This is a genomic window from Luteimonas wenzhouensis, assembly GCF_007859305.1.
GTDB lineage: Bacteria > Pseudomonadota > Gammaproteobacteria > Xanthomonadales > Xanthomonadaceae > Luteimonas > Luteimonas wenzhouensis.
Genome location: NZ_VOHE01000011.1, coordinates 16727 through 31695, shown reverse-complemented (window position 1 = coordinate 31695; position 14969 = coordinate 16727). Strand labels below are relative to the sequence as shown.

At 73.2% G+C, this 14969-nt stretch carries 13 protein-coding genes; 5 read left to right on the top strand and 8 right to left on the bottom strand.

Annotated elements, in window-relative coordinates; genetic code table 11:
* Window positions 1-162: 162 nt before the first annotated feature.
* Together FQY79_RS14575 and FQY79_RS14570 are read right to left on the bottom strand one after the other, a co-directional pair.
* On the bottom strand, window positions 163-3348 hold the full coding sequence (locus tag FQY79_RS14575) for an efflux RND transporter permease subunit (protein ID WP_146313616.1): 3186 nt from the start codon (window positions 3346-3348) through the stop codon (window positions 163-165).
* Between the two features lie 3 nt (window positions 3349-3351).
* Complete coding sequence (locus FQY79_RS14570) at window positions 3352-4476, bottom strand: efflux RND transporter periplasmic adaptor subunit (protein WP_146313615.1); 1125 nt, start codon at window positions 4474-4476, stop codon at window positions 3352-3354.
* A gap of 73 nt (window positions 4477-4549) precedes the next feature.
* On the opposite strand from FQY79_RS14570, the gene FQY79_RS14565 reads away from it, so the two are divergent.
* From FQY79_RS14565 to FQY79_RS14555, 3 genes are all read left to right on the top strand, one after another.
* Window positions 4550-5224: a TetR/AcrR family transcriptional regulator gene (locus tag FQY79_RS14565; RefSeq protein WP_146313614.1), complete on the top strand. Its 675-nt coding sequence runs from the start codon at window positions 4550-4552 to the stop codon at window positions 5222-5224.
* A gap of 132 nt (window positions 5225-5356) precedes the next feature.
* Window positions 5357-6010 (top strand): protein-L-isoaspartate O-methyltransferase family protein, encoded by a 654-nt coding sequence (locus FQY79_RS14560; protein ID WP_146313613.1) that lies wholly within the window; start codon window positions 5357-5359, stop codon window positions 6008-6010.
* A 32-nt stretch (window positions 6011-6042) separates the two neighbouring features.
* Window positions 6043-7377 carry a TolC family outer membrane protein gene (locus tag FQY79_RS14555; protein ID WP_146313612.1) on the top strand — a complete coding sequence of 445 codons (1335 nt, stop codon included), beginning with the start codon at window positions 6043-6045 and terminating at the stop codon, window positions 7375-7377.
* Window positions 7378-7385: 8 nt separating this feature from the next.
* Here the strand turns inward: FQY79_RS14555 and waaA are convergent, their stop codons facing one another.
* A complete protein-coding gene (waaA, locus tag FQY79_RS14550) occupies window positions 7386-8696 on the bottom strand; it encodes a lipid IV(A) 3-deoxy-D-manno-octulosonic acid transferase (protein ID WP_146313611.1) in 1311 nt (436 codons plus the stop codon).
* Window positions 8697-8768: 72 nt separating this feature from the next.
* On the opposite strand from waaA, the gene lpxL reads away from it, so the two are divergent.
* Window positions 8769-9695, top strand: a complete 927-nt coding sequence (lpxL, locus tag FQY79_RS14545) for an LpxL/LpxP family Kdo(2)-lipid IV(A) lauroyl/palmitoleoyl acyltransferase (protein WP_146313610.1) — start codon at window positions 8769-8771, stop codon at window positions 9693-9695.
* Between the two features lie 63 nt (window positions 9696-9758).
* Here the strand turns inward: lpxL and FQY79_RS14540 are convergent, their stop codons facing one another.
* The 5 genes from FQY79_RS14540 to FQY79_RS14520 all read right to left on the bottom strand — a co-directional run bounded on the left by FQY79_RS14540 (window position 9759) and on the right by FQY79_RS14520 (window position 13897).
* A complete protein-coding gene (locus tag FQY79_RS14540; protein WP_146313637.1) occupies window positions 9759-11099 on the bottom strand; it encodes an O-antigen ligase family protein in 1341 nt (446 codons plus the stop codon).
* On the bottom strand, window positions 11059-12195 hold the full coding sequence (locus FQY79_RS14535) for a glycosyltransferase (protein ID WP_146313609.1): 1137 nt from the start codon (window positions 12193-12195) through the stop codon (window positions 11059-11061). The genes FQY79_RS14540 and FQY79_RS14535 overlap by 41 nt, the downstream gene beginning before the upstream one ends.
* A 19-nt stretch (window positions 12196-12214) precedes the next feature.
* Window positions 12215-12415: a zinc-finger domain-containing protein gene (locus FQY79_RS14530; RefSeq protein ID WP_146313608.1), complete on the bottom strand. Its 201-nt coding sequence runs from the start codon at window positions 12413-12415 to the stop codon at window positions 12215-12217.
* 111 nt (window positions 12416-12526) lie between these two features.
* Window positions 12527-13210, bottom strand: coding sequence for a YceI family protein (locus FQY79_RS14525; protein WP_146313607.1), 684 nt, complete (start codon window positions 13208-13210; stop codon window positions 12527-12529).
* Window positions 13211-13306: 96 nt separating this feature from the next.
* Window positions 13307-13897 carry a malonic semialdehyde reductase gene (locus FQY79_RS14520; protein WP_146313606.1) on the bottom strand — a complete coding sequence of 197 codons (591 nt, stop codon included), beginning with the start codon at window positions 13895-13897 and terminating at the stop codon, window positions 13307-13309.
* A 94-nt stretch (window positions 13898-13991) separates the two neighbouring features.
* Here FQY79_RS14520 and FQY79_RS14515 point away from each other — a divergent pair, with 94 nt between their 5' ends.
* On the top strand, window positions 13992-14966 hold the full coding sequence (locus tag FQY79_RS14515) for a mitochondrial fission ELM1 family protein (RefSeq protein WP_146313605.1): 975 nt from the start codon (window positions 13992-13994) through the stop codon (window positions 14964-14966).
* Window positions 14967-14969 lie beyond the last annotated feature (3 nt).

Here is a 14969-nt window from a genome sequence, read left to right as displayed (position 1 = left end):
CGCGCGGCGCACCGCGGCCAGGCGCGCCCACCCGCGCACCTGCGTCGACGGTCATTGCCGCCCCTGAGGCGGTTCCCGGCCGCGTCCGGGCGATGCGCCCGTGCGCCCTCCCCCGTTCGCCGAAGGAGCGGGACCGGCCGGGCCCGGGGGGGGCCGCGGCGGCTACCGCGCGGGAACCGGCGCCGGTTCGTCGCGACGGACGCGGAACCAGGCCGCGTACAGCGCTGGCAGGAACACCAGGGTCAGCACCGTCGCCACCGTCAGGCCGCCCATGATCGCCACCGCCATCGGGCCGAAGAACGCGCTGCGCGAGAGCGGGATCATCGCCAGGATCGCCGCCAGCGCAGTGAGCACGATCGGGCGGAAGCGGCGCACGGTGGCGTCGATCACCGCGTCCCAGCGCGCGTGGCCGGCGGCGATGTCGCGCTCGATCTGGTCGACCAGGATCACCGAGTTGCGCATGATCATCCCCGCAAGGGCGATCGTGCCCAGCATCGCCACGAAGCCGAACGGCACCCGGAACGCGAGCAGGAACAGGGTTACCCCGATCAGCCCCAGCGGCGCGGTCAGCAGCACCAGCATCGAGCGCGAGAGGCTGCGCAGCTGCAGCATCAGCAGCGTCACCACTACCAGCAGGAACAGCGGCAGGCCGGCCTTGATCGAATCCTGGCCGCGCGCCGAATCCTCCACGGTGCCGCCGGTCTCGAGCAGGTAGCCCGGCGGCAGCGATGCGCGGATGTCCTCCAGCGTCGGCAGCAGCTGCGCTACCACCGTCGGCGGCGTCAGCGCGGTGCGCACGTCGGCGCGCACGGTGATCGTCGGCAGGCGGTCGCGGTGCCAGATGATGCCGTCCTCGTAGCCGTATTCGAGCGTGGCCACCTGCGACAGCGGCACCGGCCCGCCGGCGCCGCCCGGGATCGCCAGGCTGCCGACCAGGTCCAGCTGCGAGCGCTCGTCCCCGCTGCCGCGCAGCAGCACCCCGATCAGCTCGTTGTCCTCGCGGTAGGTGCTCACCTGCAGCCCGCTCAGTGAGCCGGAGAGGAACTGCGCCACCCGCTGCGAGCTGATGCCCAGCGCGCGTGCACGGTCCTGGTCGATGCGCAGGCGCACGACCTTGCTCGGCTCACTCCAGTCCAGGTGGATGTTGGCCAGGTTCGGGTTGTCGCGCAGCCGATCGGCGACCCGGGTGGCGAGTTCGCGCACGCGCCCGATGTGCTCGCCGGACACACGGAACTGCACCGGGTAGCCCACCGGCGGGCCGTTCTCCAGCCGGGTCACGCGCAGCTGCAGCTCGGGGAAGCGCGGCACCACCTCGTCGAGCAGCCAGCGGCGTAGCGCCTCACGCGCCTCGAGGTCGCGGGCACGGACCACGAACTGGGCGAAATTGGCTTGCGGCAGCTGCTGGTCCAGCGGCAGGTAGAAGCGCGGCGAGCCGGTGCCGACGTAGGCCACGTAGTTGTCCACGCCCTCGTGGCCGTCGAGCATCCGCTCCAGCCGCCGTGCCTGGGCCTCGGTTGCGCGCAGCGAACTGCCCTCGGCCAGTTCCATGTCCACCATCAGTTCGAGCCGGGTCGACTCCGGGAAGAACTGCTGCGGCACGAACCGGAACAGTGCCAGCGACAGCGCGAACGCGGCCGCCGTGGCGCCGATCACCACCCAGCGGTGGCGCAGCGACCAGTCCAGCAGGCGCCGGAACCGCCGGTAGAAACGGGTCTGGTAGGGATCGTGCGCCATCTCCGCGCCGGATCCCGGGTGGTCCCCTGCCGCGTCCGCGGGGGAGGGTCGGGCTGGTGACACGCGCGCCCGGGCGCCCGGGCGCAGCCGGGACAGCCGCTCGCGCAGCGGCGGCGTGCGCCCGGGCGGATACAGGTCGGGCAGCATCTTCTCGCCCAGGTACGGGATGAACAGCACCGCCGCGATCCACGAGACCACCAGCGCGATCGTCACCACCTCGAACAGCGAGCGCGTGTACTCGCCCACGCCCGAGGCCGCGGTCGCGATCGGCAGGAAGCCGGCGGCCGTCACCAGGGTGCCGGTGAGCATCGGGAAGGCGGTGTTGGACCAGGCGAAGCCGGCGGCGCGGAAGCGGTCGAAGCCCTGCTCCATCTTGATCGCCATCATCTCGACCGCGATGATCGCGTCGTCGACCAGCAGGCCCAGCGCCAGCACCAGCGCGCCGAGCGAGATCTTGTGCAGGCCGACGTCGAACCATTCCATGACCGTGAAGGTCATCGCCAGCACCAGCGGGATCGACACCGCCACCACCAGGCCGGTGCGGAAGCCCAGCGAGAAGAAGCTCACCAGCAGCACGATCGCCACCGCCTCGGCCAGCACCTTCACAAACTCGCCCACCGAGTCGCGCACGGCGGCCGGCTGGTCGCTCACCCGGTGCAGCGCCATCCCCACCGGCAGGGTCTGCTGCAGGCGCGCGAACACCGCGTCCAGGGCCTTGCCCAGGCGCAGGATGTCGCCGCCCTCGCGCATCGATACGCCCAGGCCGATCGCGTCCTGGCCCATGTAGCGCATGCGCGGTGCGGGCGGATCGGAGAAACCGCGGGTGACGGTGGCGATGTCGCCCAGGCGGATGGTGCGATCACCGGCGTGGATCGGGAACGCACGGATGTCCTCCACCGAGCGGAACGCGCCGTCCACGCGCAGCTGGACGCGGTCGGTCGGGGTCTCGAAGAAGCCCGCCGGCACCACCGCGTTCTGCTGCGCCAGCGCCTGCTGCACGGCCTCGACCGGGATCCCGAGCGTGGCCAGGCGGGTGTTGCTGACCTCGATCCAGATCCGCTCGTCCTGCAGCCCGATCAGCTCCACCTTGCCGACATCGTCGATGCGCTGAAGCTCGAGCTGCAGGCGGTCGGCGTAGTCCTTGAGCACGGCGTAGTCAAAACCCTCGCCGGTGAGCGCGTAGATGTTCCCGAACGTGTCGCCGAACTCGTCGTTGAAGAACGGGCCGATCACGCCCTCGGGCAGGGTCGCGCGGATGTCGCCGACCTTCTTGCGCACCTGGTACCAGAGCTCGGGCACGTCGCGCGAGCGCATCGAGTCGCGGGCCATGAAGATCACCTGCGACTCGCCCGGCCGCGAGTACGAGCGGATGAACTCGTACTCGCCGGTCTCCATCAGCTTCTTCTCGATCCGCTCGGTGACCTGGCGCGAGACCTCTTCGGCGGTGGCGCCCGGCCACAGCGTGCGCACCACCATCGCCTTGAAGGTGAACGGCGGATCCTCGGAACGGGCCAGGTCGAGGTAGGACAGCACGCCGCCGATCGCCACCACGATCATCGCGTACAGCACCAGCCCGCGGTTGCGCAGCGCCCACTCCGACAGGTTGAAGCGCATGGGTCAGCGCCCCGCCGGATGCGGCATGGCCACCGGCCGGTTGTCGCGGTCCACCGGCGAGACCGGCTGGCCTTCGCGCAACAGGTGGCCACCGGCCACCACCACCCAGTCGTCGGCGTCCAGCCCGGACAGCACCGGCACCCGCGCCTCGCCCGGGGGGCCGGCCTCGATCGGCTTGAGGCGGACGGTCGGCCCCGCGGGATCCACCACCCAGACCGCGTGGCCACCGCCTTCGCCCGGCTGCAGCGCCGACAGCGGCACGCTGGCCGCGCCGCGGTTGCCGTTGCCCAGGTACACGCGCGCACTCTGGCCCAACTGCACCGTCTGCGCGTCCTCCGGCCGCAGCGCCACGCGCGCAGCGTAGGTGCGCGCCTGCGGATCGGCGGCGGCGGCGATCTCGCGCACGCTGCCGCGCAGCCGGCGGCCCGGCGCGCTCCACAGCTCGACTTCGGCCTGCTGGCCGATCGCGACGTCACCCACGCGCGACTCGGGCAGCGCGATCGCCACCTCGCGCCCGCTGTCGGCGGCCAGCGTGAACACGGTCTGGCCCGCGGCCAGGACCTGGCCGGCCTCGGCCTGGCGGCTGGCGATCACGCCGTCGCGCGGCGCTAGCAGCTGCGAATAGCCGGCCTGGTTGCGGGCGACCTCGAGCTCGGCGCGGGCCGCGCGCACGCGCTCCTCGGCGGCCTTCCACGCCGCCTCCTGCGCATCCATCGCCGACTGGCTCACCAGCTGGTCGCGGACCAGCGCGGCGTAGCGCTCGCGGTCGGCGCGCACCCGTTCAAGTTCGGCACTGGCCGCCGACAGCTGCGCCTGTGCGGCTTGCACGGCGAGGCGCTGGTCGCCCGGATCGAGTTCGGCCAGCAGCTGGCCGCGCTTCACGGCCTCGCCGGCATCGACGTGGCGCCGCACCAGGTTGCCGCCGATGCGGAACGCCAACGGGCTTTCCTCGCGTGCCCGGACCTCGCCGGGATAGCTGGCGACCGAGGCGCCGTCCGCGGCACCCGCGCGCTCGACCAGCACCGGACGCGGCCCGGGGGGCGCTGCGTCGTGGCCGCCGCAGGCGGCCAGCAGGCCGAACGAGGCGACGGCGAACAGCAGCGGGCCGAAGCGGCGGGATGCGTCCATGGCGTGCGCCCAACCAATTAGTGTACCGGCGCGTATAGTATAAATAGCGAACCGCCTAGTCTACTATTACCCCATGTCCGCCAAGCCGTCCAAGCCGGCCGAACCGCAACGCCCCGCTCCCGGGCCGGGCCGCCCCAAGGACCTCGCCAAGCGCGCCGCGATCCTCGACGCTGCGGTGCGCATGTTCACCCGCCTCGGCTTCGAGGGCGCGAGCATGGACCAGATCGCGGCCGAGGCCGGGGTGTCGAAGCTGACCGTCTACAGCCACTTCGGCGACAAGGAGGCGCTGTTCGGGGAAACGGTGCGCGTGGTCTGCGCCTCGCTGATGCCCGACGACCTGTTCGTGCCCGACCCCGAGGCGCCGCTGCGGGCCCAGCTGGCCGGGATCGCGCGCGCGTTCTTCACCCTGATCACCAGCGACGAGGCGCTGGCCACCCACCGGCTGATGATGAGCCCCGGCAGCGGCGAGCGGTTGTGCCGGATGTTCTGGCAGGCCGGGCCCGAACGCACCCAGCGCGCCTTCGCCACCTTCCTGGCGGCCCGGGCCGCACGCGGAGAACTGGACCTGCCCGACGTGCAGCGCGCCGCGCGGCAGTTCTTCGCCCTGCTCAAGGGCGACCTGCATACGCGCATGGCCTGCGGCCTGTGCGAGCGTCCCGACCCTGCCGGCGTGGAGGCGCATATCCAGGCCACCGTGGACATGTTCCTGCGCGCCTACGCCACCCGGCCGGCCGCGGCCGGCCGGTGAGCCGGGCCGCGCCATCGGTCGCGGTGACTTCCGGCACTCAGCCGGGAGGGCCGGTGTGGCGATCATGGCCACAAATCACCCGATCCGGCCAGTAGAATCGCCTTCCCTGCCATTTTCTTACCGGACAGCACGATGACGTTCGATTTCGCCAAGGCTCGCGAGCTGATGGTCGAGCAACAGATCCGCCCCTGGGAGGTCCTCGACCCGAGGGTGCTCGAGGTGCTCGGCCGCATGCCGCGCGAGGCCTTCGTCGCCGACCGCCACCGCGCGCTGGCCTACGCTGACCTGGAACTGCCGCTGGGCCACGGCGAGACGATGCTCAAGCCGGTGGTCGAGGCGCGCGCGCTGCAGGCGCTGGCGCTGGAAGGCACCGAATCGGTGCTCGAGGTCGGCACCGGCAGCGGCTACCTGACCGCGTGCCTGGCCGAACTCGCGCGCGAAGTGGTCAGCATCGAACGCCACGCCGACCTGGCCGAGGCCGCGCACGGCCGCCTGCAGGCGCAGGGCCTGGCGAACGTCGACGTGGTGGTGGGCGACGTGTTCGCCTGGGACCCCGGCCGCAGCTTCGACGCGATCTGCGTCACCGGCGCGGTCGACGCCATCCCGTCACGTTTCAGCGGCTGGCTGCGTCCCGGTGGCCGGATGTTCGTGGTCCGCGGCCGCGTGCCCGCGATGGAAGCGGTGCTGCTGCACAGCGACGTCGACGACCACCGCATCGAGTCGTTGTTCGAAACCGAACTGCCGTACCTGTTCGGCGCCGCGCCGCCGCCCGAGTTCCGGTTCTGATCCGTCAAGCCCCCATACGCCAAGGATTCCCGATGCTCCGCCGCCCCCTGGTTCTTTCCCTCGCCCTCGCCCTGGCCAGCGCGCCGGCGTTCGCCGAAGACCTGATGCAGACCTACGAGCTGGCGCGGGCCAACGATCCCCAGATCTCGATCGCCGAGTCTGAGCGCCTGAGCACCCGCGAACGCGCGGTGCAGGCGCGCGCGCAGCTGCTGCCGCAGATCTCGGGCTCGGCCAGCCTCGACCGCGACCATTCCGCGGGCGTTACCGGCTCCACCCGCAGGCGCAGCTACAACGCACAGCTCAACCAGTCGCTGATCGACCTGAGCGCGATCTCCAACCTGCGGGCCGAGCGCGACTACAGCCGCGCCGCGGACTACGACCTGGAAGCGGCATCGGACGAGCTGATCTCGCGCACCGCCAACGCCTACTTCGACGTGCTGGTCGCGCTGGAGACCCTCAATGCCGCCGAAGCGGCCGAGGCGGCGTTCCAGAAGCAGTTCGACTACGCCGACAAGCGGCTGGAAGTGGGCCTGGCGCCGATCACCGACGTGCACGAGGCGCGCGCTCAGTACGACGCCGCCCGTGCCCGCACCATCCTCGCCCGCAACGCGCTGCAGGACGCCTACCAGGCGCTGGCCGAGATCACCGGCACCCCGATCTACGCGCTGCGCGCGCTGCCGGAGGACTTCAAGCCCGAGTTGCCGCCGGGCGGCGACGCCGATGCGTGGGTGCAGCGCGCGCTCGAGTCCAATCCCAGCCTGGTGGCCTCGCAGTACGCGGTGCGGGGCGCCGAGCACGGCGTGCAGGGCGCGCGCGCCGCGCACCTGCCGACCCTGGGGCTGGGCGTGACCTACAGCAACGGCGCGCGCTGGTACTCGCCGCAGCCGGGCGAGGTGGCGGTGTCCAGCGAGGGCCACGGCATCGGCCTGACCCTGAACGTGCCGATCTTCGCCGGCGGCGCGACCCAGTCGCGCGTGCGCCAGGCCATCGCCGGCCGCGACATCGCCCTGGACCGCCTGGAACAGGGGCGGCGCGCGGTCGAGCGCAACACCCGCTACGCCTACCAGGCACTGGTGGCGGGCATCAGCGAGGTCGAGGCCCGGCGCCTGGCGCTGGTCTCGGCGCAGAGCGCGTACGATGCCTCGCAGGTGGGCCTGGAAGTGGGCACCCGCACCGTGATCGACGTGCTGATCAACCAGCAGAACCTGTTCAGCGCGCGCCAGGAGTACGCCGAGGCCCGCTACAACTACCTGCGTAACCGGCTGCTGCTCGAGCAGGCCGCGGGCACGCTCGACGCGGGCACGGTGCAGGACCTCAACCGCCTGCTCACCCAGGACGTGACCGCGCCGGCCGACGTCCGGCAGTAACGCGCCGCTCAGGCTCCCTGGCCACGCCGCGGCAGGTCCGCGGCCACCAGCGCCAGGGTGCGCTGGACCGCGCCGCGGCCGTCGCGCACCAGGGCCAGGCCGGCGTCGCGCATCGCCGCGCGCCGGCCGTCGTCTTCCAGCAGTGCCTCGATCGCCGCGCCCACCGCGTCGGCGTCGGCGCCCACCTCCAGCGCGCCGGCCGCCTGCATGCGGTTGGCGATGTCGGTGAAGTTGTGCAGGTGCGGGCCGGTCACCACCGGCACCCCCACCGCGGCCGGTTCCAGCAGGTTGTGGCCGCCGACCTCCTGCAGGCTGCCGCCGACGAAGGCCACGTCGGCGCAGGCGTAGAACTGCTGCAGCTCGCCCAGGGTGTCGATCACGAACACCGCGTCATCCGCGTCGGGCAGGCGGGTGAGCCGGCGCGTGGCTACCCGCCAGCCGGCGTCGAGCGCCTGCTGCGCCACGCCGACGAAGCGCTCGGGATGGCGCGGCGCCCACAGCAGCAGCAGGTCGGGCCAGCGCGCGCGCAGCCGGCGGTGGATGGCGAGCACCGCCGCCTCCTCCTCGGAGTGGGTGCTGGCCGCGATCCAGGCCGGCCGGCGGCCGGCGCGGGCGCCGAACGCGGTGGCCATGCGCCCCACCGCCTCCCGGTCGATCGCGATGTCGTACTTGAGGTTGCCGGTCACCACCACCGCCGGCTCCGGCGCGCCCAGCGCCCGGAACCGCTGCGCGTCCTCCTCCGACTGCGCCGCCACCCGGCGCAGCGTGGCCAGCACCCGGGCCAGCAGCGGCCGCAGCACGCGGTAGCCGCGCAGCGACTTCTCCGACAGCCGCGCGTTGACCAGGTAGGCGGGGATGCCCGCGTCGCGGCAGCACAGCAGCAGGTTCGGCCAGAGCTCGGTCTCGACCACCAGCGCCACCTGGGGGTTGAAATGCGCCAGGAAGCGGCGCACTGCGCCCGACAGGTCGTAGGGCAGGTAGACGTGGCTGACCCGATCGCCCCACAGTGCGCGCACCCGCGCCGACCCGGTCGGGGTGATGGTGGTGACCAGCAGCCGCTGGCCCGGGTAGGCGGCGAGCAGCGCATCGACCAGCGGCGCCACCGCGTTGACCTCGCCCACCGACACGGCGTGCACCCAGATCGGCGTGCGCGCGGCCGGCGCGCCGTAGCGGGCGTAGCGTTCGCCCCAGCGCTCGAAGTAGGCCTCCTGGCGGAAGCCACGCCAGATCAGGTGGTAGACCGTCACCGGCACCAGCAGGTACAGCGCCGTCGAATACAGGCCACGCAGCAGGCGTTCGGTCGGATCGGCGCTCGACATGGCGACAGGATACCGGCAACGCCGCGCCGGCCGCGCACCGGCCGGCCGGCACGCGGCGACTACAATCGGCGCATGTCCGCCGACCCCAAGCTTCCGCCGCCGCCCCTGTCACCGCGCCACTGGCCCGCGTGGCTGGGCATCGGCCTGATGGCGCTGGCCGCGCACCTGCCCTGGACCTGGCAGCGCGCGATCGGCCGCGGCGTCGGCACGCTGCTGCGCGTGGCCCTGCGCGAGCGGCGCGAGGTCGCCGCGCGCAACCTCGCGCTGTGCTTCCCGGAGCTCGACGCGGCGGCGCGCGAGGCGCTGCTGCGCGACCACTTCGCCGCGCTGGGCATCGGCCTGTTCGAATTCGCGCGTGCCTGGTGGGGACCGATCGAACCGCTGCGCCGCGGGCTGGAGGTCCAGGGCCTGGAACATATCGAGGCCGCGCGCGCCAACGGGCGCGGGGTGATCGTGGTCTCCGGCCACTTCACCACCCTGGAAGTCTGCGGCCGGCTGATGTGCGACTACCTGCCGCTGGCCGGCATGTACCGTCCACATGCCTCGCCGGCGATGGAATGGGCGGTGCGGCGCGGCCGCGCCCGCTATGCCGCGGCCATGTTCCCCAAGCAGGACGTACGCGGGGCGGTGCGGCACCTCAAGCGGGGCGGGCTGCTGTGGTACGCCCCCGACCAGGACCCGAGCCGCGGCGACGCGGTGTACGTGCCGTTCTTCGGCCAGCCCGCGCACAGCCTGACCTCGACCCATTCGCTGGTGCGGCTCTCGGGCGCGGCCGTGGTCCTGTACCAGCACCGGCGCCGGCCCGACGGCGGCTACACGCTCACCCTGCGGCCGGCGCTGGACGACTTCCCGTCGAAGGACCCCGCCGCCGACACCGCGCGCGTGATCGCCGGCATCGAGGCCATGGTCCGCGCCGCGCCCGAGCAGTACCTGTGGATCCACCGGCGCTTCAAGCGCCAGCCTGACGGCACCTCGCCCTACGACGTCCCCGCCGCATAGGAGCGGCTTCAGCCGCGACCGCCTTCACCGCGGCGCCGAGGCGACCCTGGCCGCGCGTCTCTTCTACCGCGCCGGCGCAGCCGCCGGCTGCCGCCCCGCCAGCAGGCTGCCCGCGTAAAGCGCGGCAAGCAGCAGCGTCACCCCGCCCCAGAAGGTCGAATAGAACGCCAGGTGGGTATTGAACGGAAACACCGTGACCGCCAGCGCCAGCATCGCCGGGCGGGCGCGGGCGCGCGCCTGGGCGTCGGCGTAGCGCCAGGCGCGCCAGGCCAAGGCCGCGCCGGCCAGCCACAGCAGCAGGCCGATGCCGCCGGTCTCGCTGAGGATCTCGAGCACGATCTGGTGGGCGTGGAAGGCCGGCCCCTCGCCCCAGGCCGCGGGTTCGCCGGGTTCGGGATCGCAGGCCGGGAACGCGGCGCGGAAGCCGCGCGCGCCCACCCCGTTGACCGGGTGCTCGCGCGCCATGCACAGCGCCGCGCCCCAGATCCGCTTGCGCCCCGACAGGGCGGCGTCCACACCGCCGTCGCCTTCCGCGGTCCAGGCCTGGGCGGTGCGCGCCACCCGCTGCTGCACCTGCGGCGAGGCATACGAGAGCACCAGCAGCGACACCGCGCCGGCGGCGAACACTCCCAGCAGCTTCTTCCAGCCCAGCAGGCTCCAGCCGCTGAACAGCAGCACGAGGGCGAAGGTGATCCACGACGCGCGCGATCCCGCGAACAGCACCACCACCCCGACCGGCAGGGCCGCCACGATCCAGCCGCCGGCACCCAGCCGGCGGCCGGCGAGGTAGAGCAGGAATGGAGACAGGCTGGCCAGGACCACGCCCAGCTTCAGGTTGCACGGCCCCAGCACGCCGCCCAGGCGGTCGGCCATGGCGTGCTGCTCGGCGCTGCACATCGGCCGGCCGCTGATCGCCTGCTTGATCGCATCGATGCCCCAGAACAGCGGACTGGTGCCCGAGACCACCTGCACCAGCGCGTCGACCGTCCAGATCGCCACGATGACCGCCAGGCCGGCGAAGGTGATGCGGCGCCCGGCCGGGTTGGCCACCGCCGAGGCGGCCAGCCACAGGAACGGCAGGTAGCGCAGGTCGACCAGCGATTCGCGCAGCGCACGGCCCTGGTCGACCGCGTCCACCGCCGACACCAGCTGCGGCAGCCAGTAGGCGCAGAACAGCACGGTGGTCAGGGCCCAGGCCTGCATGCTGAGCAACCGCATGCCGCCGCGGAAGCGGCCGACGACCAGGTGCGTGATCGCCGCCAGCGCGCCCAGCACCATCACCGCTTCGGCATAGCCGGGCGCCGGCCACAGCGCCACGAACGCCAGCACCCAGTGCGGTGCCCAGCGCCAGCCGGTGCGGGCCTCAGCGGGCGGTGTGGTCGCGGTCGTCGCGGAGTTCGTCATAGACATGGAGGGTGGCGTCCTGCATCGACCGCAGGGTGTAGTCCATGGTATCGGGAAGCGCCGGGGGCTGCGCGAGCAATGCCCGCGCGGCCTGCACCAGCTGCGCCATGTCGAACGGCGGCACCGCGCCCGCAGGCTGCAGTTCACGCAGAAGTTCGCCGACGCCGCCGTGGTCCCATCCGGCCACGGCGCGCCCCACCGACAGCGCCTCGATCACGGTACGGCCGAACGCCTCGGGTTTGCGCGAGAGCTGCAGCACCAGGTCGCAGCCGGCGTAGGCAGCGGCGATGGCGTCGGTCGCCGGGCCCAGTTCCAGCACCGCCTCGACCCCGGCCGCGCGCGCCAGGGCGCGCAGCTCGTCGGCGTAGCCCTCGCGCCCGGCCTGCAGTACGCCCGGCATCCACAGCCGCGCGTCGGGCCCGTCGGCCCGCAGCGCCGCCAGCAGGGCGATCGCATCGGCATGGCCCTTGAGCCGGGTGCCGCGCCCGGGCAGCAGCAGCAGCGGACCGGTGCCGCCGAGCGCCGGATGCAGCGCGGCCAGCCGCGCGCGCGCTTGCGGGTCGGGATGCGGCGCGCGCGGGAACCGGGCCGGGTCCACGCCGCGCGGGACCACCCGGATGCGTCCGGCGTCGGTGTCTGGATAGTGGTGGAGCACGTAGTCGCGCACGGTGCGCGACACGCAGATCACGCGCTCGCCGCGGACCATGATCGCGCTGTAGCGCGAGGGCGAGTTGAGCCCGTGGACGGTGGTGACGAAGCGCGGGCGCGCGCCTGCGGGCATGCCGCGCAGCGCCCGCCACCCGACCCACGCCGGCAGCCGCGAGCGCGCGTGCACGATGTCGGCGCGCTCGCGCCGGAGGAGGCGCCGCAGCGCCGGCACGTGGCGCAGGACCAGCGGTGACTTGCGGCCGATGTCGAGTTCGACGTGTTCGGCGCCAACGTGGCGCAGTCGCGGCACGAGCCGGCCACCGGCCGACACCACGATCGCGCGGTGGCCGGCCTGCACCAGGGCTTCGGCGATCTCGAGGGTGGAGCGTTCGACCCCGCCGGACTCCAAGGCCGGCAGCAGCTGGACGACGGTCAGCGGAGGCGGCACGGGCGCTGCCGCGGCCGGCTCAGTCGACCAGGACGAAGTGCGCCCCGCAGTACGGGCAGTCGGCCTGGCCGCCCTCGGACTCGATCGGCAGGTACACCCGCGGATGCGAGTTCCACAGCGCCATCGACGGCAGCGGGCAGCTCAGCGGCAGGTCCGCGCGGCGCACCTGGTACTCGCGCTCGGCGTTGGCTGGCAGGGGCTGGGTCTGGGTGGCGGTCATGTCGGCACGGGGTATGGAAAGCGACGACATTCTAGCCCGGAAGGCGCACACACCGTGCGCGCCCCCGAGCGGCGGCCGCCGTCCGGCGGTGGACCGGGCGGCGGCCGGGCATCAGCCGGCGGCGGGCGCCTCGTCGGCGGCCACCACCGCCTCGGTGGTGATGCGGATGTGCACCTCGTCGCTCACGTTCGGCGCGAACGCACCCACGCCGAAGTCGCTGCGGCGGATGGTGGTGGTGGCGTCGAAGCCGGCGGCCGGACGCTTGAGCATCGGATGCTCGGCGAACCGGTTCATGGTCACGTCCAGAACCACCGGATGGGTGTTGTCCTTGATGGTCAGGTCGCCGGTGACCGTGAGCTTGCCTGGCCCGGCCTGCTGGACCGAGGTGCTGCGGAAGGTCGCGACCGGGAAGCGCTCGGCGTCGAAGAAGTCGGCACTGCGCAGGTGGGTGTCGAAGTCGGCGACGAACGAGTTCAGGCCCGACAGCGGCAGGGTCACCTCGACCGAGGAGGCCGTCACGTCGTCGGCGTCGTAGACGATCCGGCCCTCGACGTCGCCGAAGTTGGCCACCGGGTTGGAAAAGCCGAAGTGGTTCCACTGCGCGATCACGGTGGTGTGCGCGGGATCGATCACGTAGGTGCCCGACACGCCCTCGACCGCTTCGGGGACGGCTTCGGCGGCGGCGGGTTCGGCCGCCGGCGCGGCGGCCGCCGCGGCTTGCGGCTGCGAGGGCTGGCAGGCGGCCAGGGCCGCGGTCAGGACGACGGGAAGCAGGAGACGGGTACGGATGTGCATGGGATTGCCTCTGGACGGTTGGAGGACGGGACGCCCTGGGCGTCCCCGGCGGGACCAGCGTACTGCAGCGCGGGCGGCGTGCCCGCGCGTGGGGCACTACTCGATCCGTGCCGCCTCGTCGAAAGGCAGGCGCGGCGAGCGCGGGAAGATCGCGGCCGGGTCCCCGCGGCCGAGGTTGACCAGGATGTTGGAGCGCACCGGGGTGCCCTGGAAGAACGCCTCGTCGACCTTGGCGTTGTCGAACCCGGTCATCGGGCCGGTGTCCAGGCCCAGGGCGCGCGCGGCCAGGATCAGGTAGGCGGTCTGCATGCTCGATCCGCGCAGCGCCACGCGCTCCAGCCGCTCGGCCGGCGAGCCCTCGAACCAGGACTTGGCGTCGGTGTGCGGGAACAGCACCGGCAGCTTGTCGTAGAAGCGCAGGTCATGGCCGACGATCACCGTCACCGGCGCGGCCAGGGTCTTGTCGCGGTTGCCCTCCGACAGCGCCGGGGCCAGCTTGGCCTTGGCTTCCGGGGAACGCACGAACACGAACCGGGCCGGGCAGGAATTGGCCTCGGTCGGGCCCAGCTTCACCAGGTCGTAGAGGCGGCGCAGGGTGGCGTCGTCGATCTCGCCGGAAAAGGCGTTGTGGGTCCGGGCGCTGCGGAACAGCTGGTCGAGTGCGGCGTCGGCAAGCGTGTCGGTCATGGCTCCGTCGGTCGGGAAAGGGAAAGGAGGCGACCAGTGTAGAGTTCCACCGGCGGCGTTCAGCCTCGATCTCCGCAACGGATTACATTTCCTGATGGAACAATCAGCCGTCGAATCGGTCGATTCGACCCACCCGTGGTCCCTCAGCGACGGCCGGGCCGGCAACGCGCGGCAAGCCGATGCGCTGGCCGGGGCGCTCGCGCCGGGCTTCCATGCCCTCGTGCTCGAGCCCCGCGCGCCCTGGCGCTGGCTGGCGCCGCGCGCCCTGCCGGGCGCGGTCGCCGGCTTCGGCGACGGCTTCGCCCGCCTGCTGGCGCGGCCGCCACGGCTGGCGATCGGCTGCGGCCGGCAGGCGGCGCTGGCCACCCGGCTGCTCGGCACCCGCGGCACGCGCACGGTGCAGGTCCTGGATCCGCGCATGGATGGGCGCCACTGGGACCTGCTGGTGGTCCCGGAGCACGACGGCCGGCGCGGCGGCAACATCATCACCCTGCTGGGCAGCCTGAACCCCGTCGACGACGCCTGGCTGGCGCGGGCCCGCCGCGAGTTCCCGGCGCTGGGCCGCTGGCCGGGGCCCCGGACCGTGCTCCTGCTGGGGGGCCCCAACGCCCACGCCCGCTACGACGCGGCCGGCGTGCGGGCGCTGTGCGCGGCCCTGGCGCGCGAGGCCGCCGGTGGCTCGGGCAGCGTGCTGGCGACGGTGTCCAGGCGCACGCCGGTGGCCCTGGCGGAAGCGGTACGCGCGGCGCTGTCGGACACACCGGGCCTGGTCTGGCGCGGACCCGCGGACGGCCCCAACCCCTACCCCGGCCTGCTGGCCTGGGCTGACCGCATCGTCTGCTCGCCCGATTCGGTGAACATGGTGTCGGAGGCCTGCGCCACGCGCGTGCCGGTGGAGGTGTTCGACCTGCGCCGTTGCGATGGCCGCCTGCGCCGGTTCCTCGACGCGCTGCGCGCGCGCGGGCGCATCCACGCCCCGGGCGAGGGCCGGGGGCCCGCCGAGCCCCTGCGCGAGACCGCGCGCGTGGCGCGCGAGGTGCGCGAGCGGCTGGGCCTGGATCGGGACTGAGCG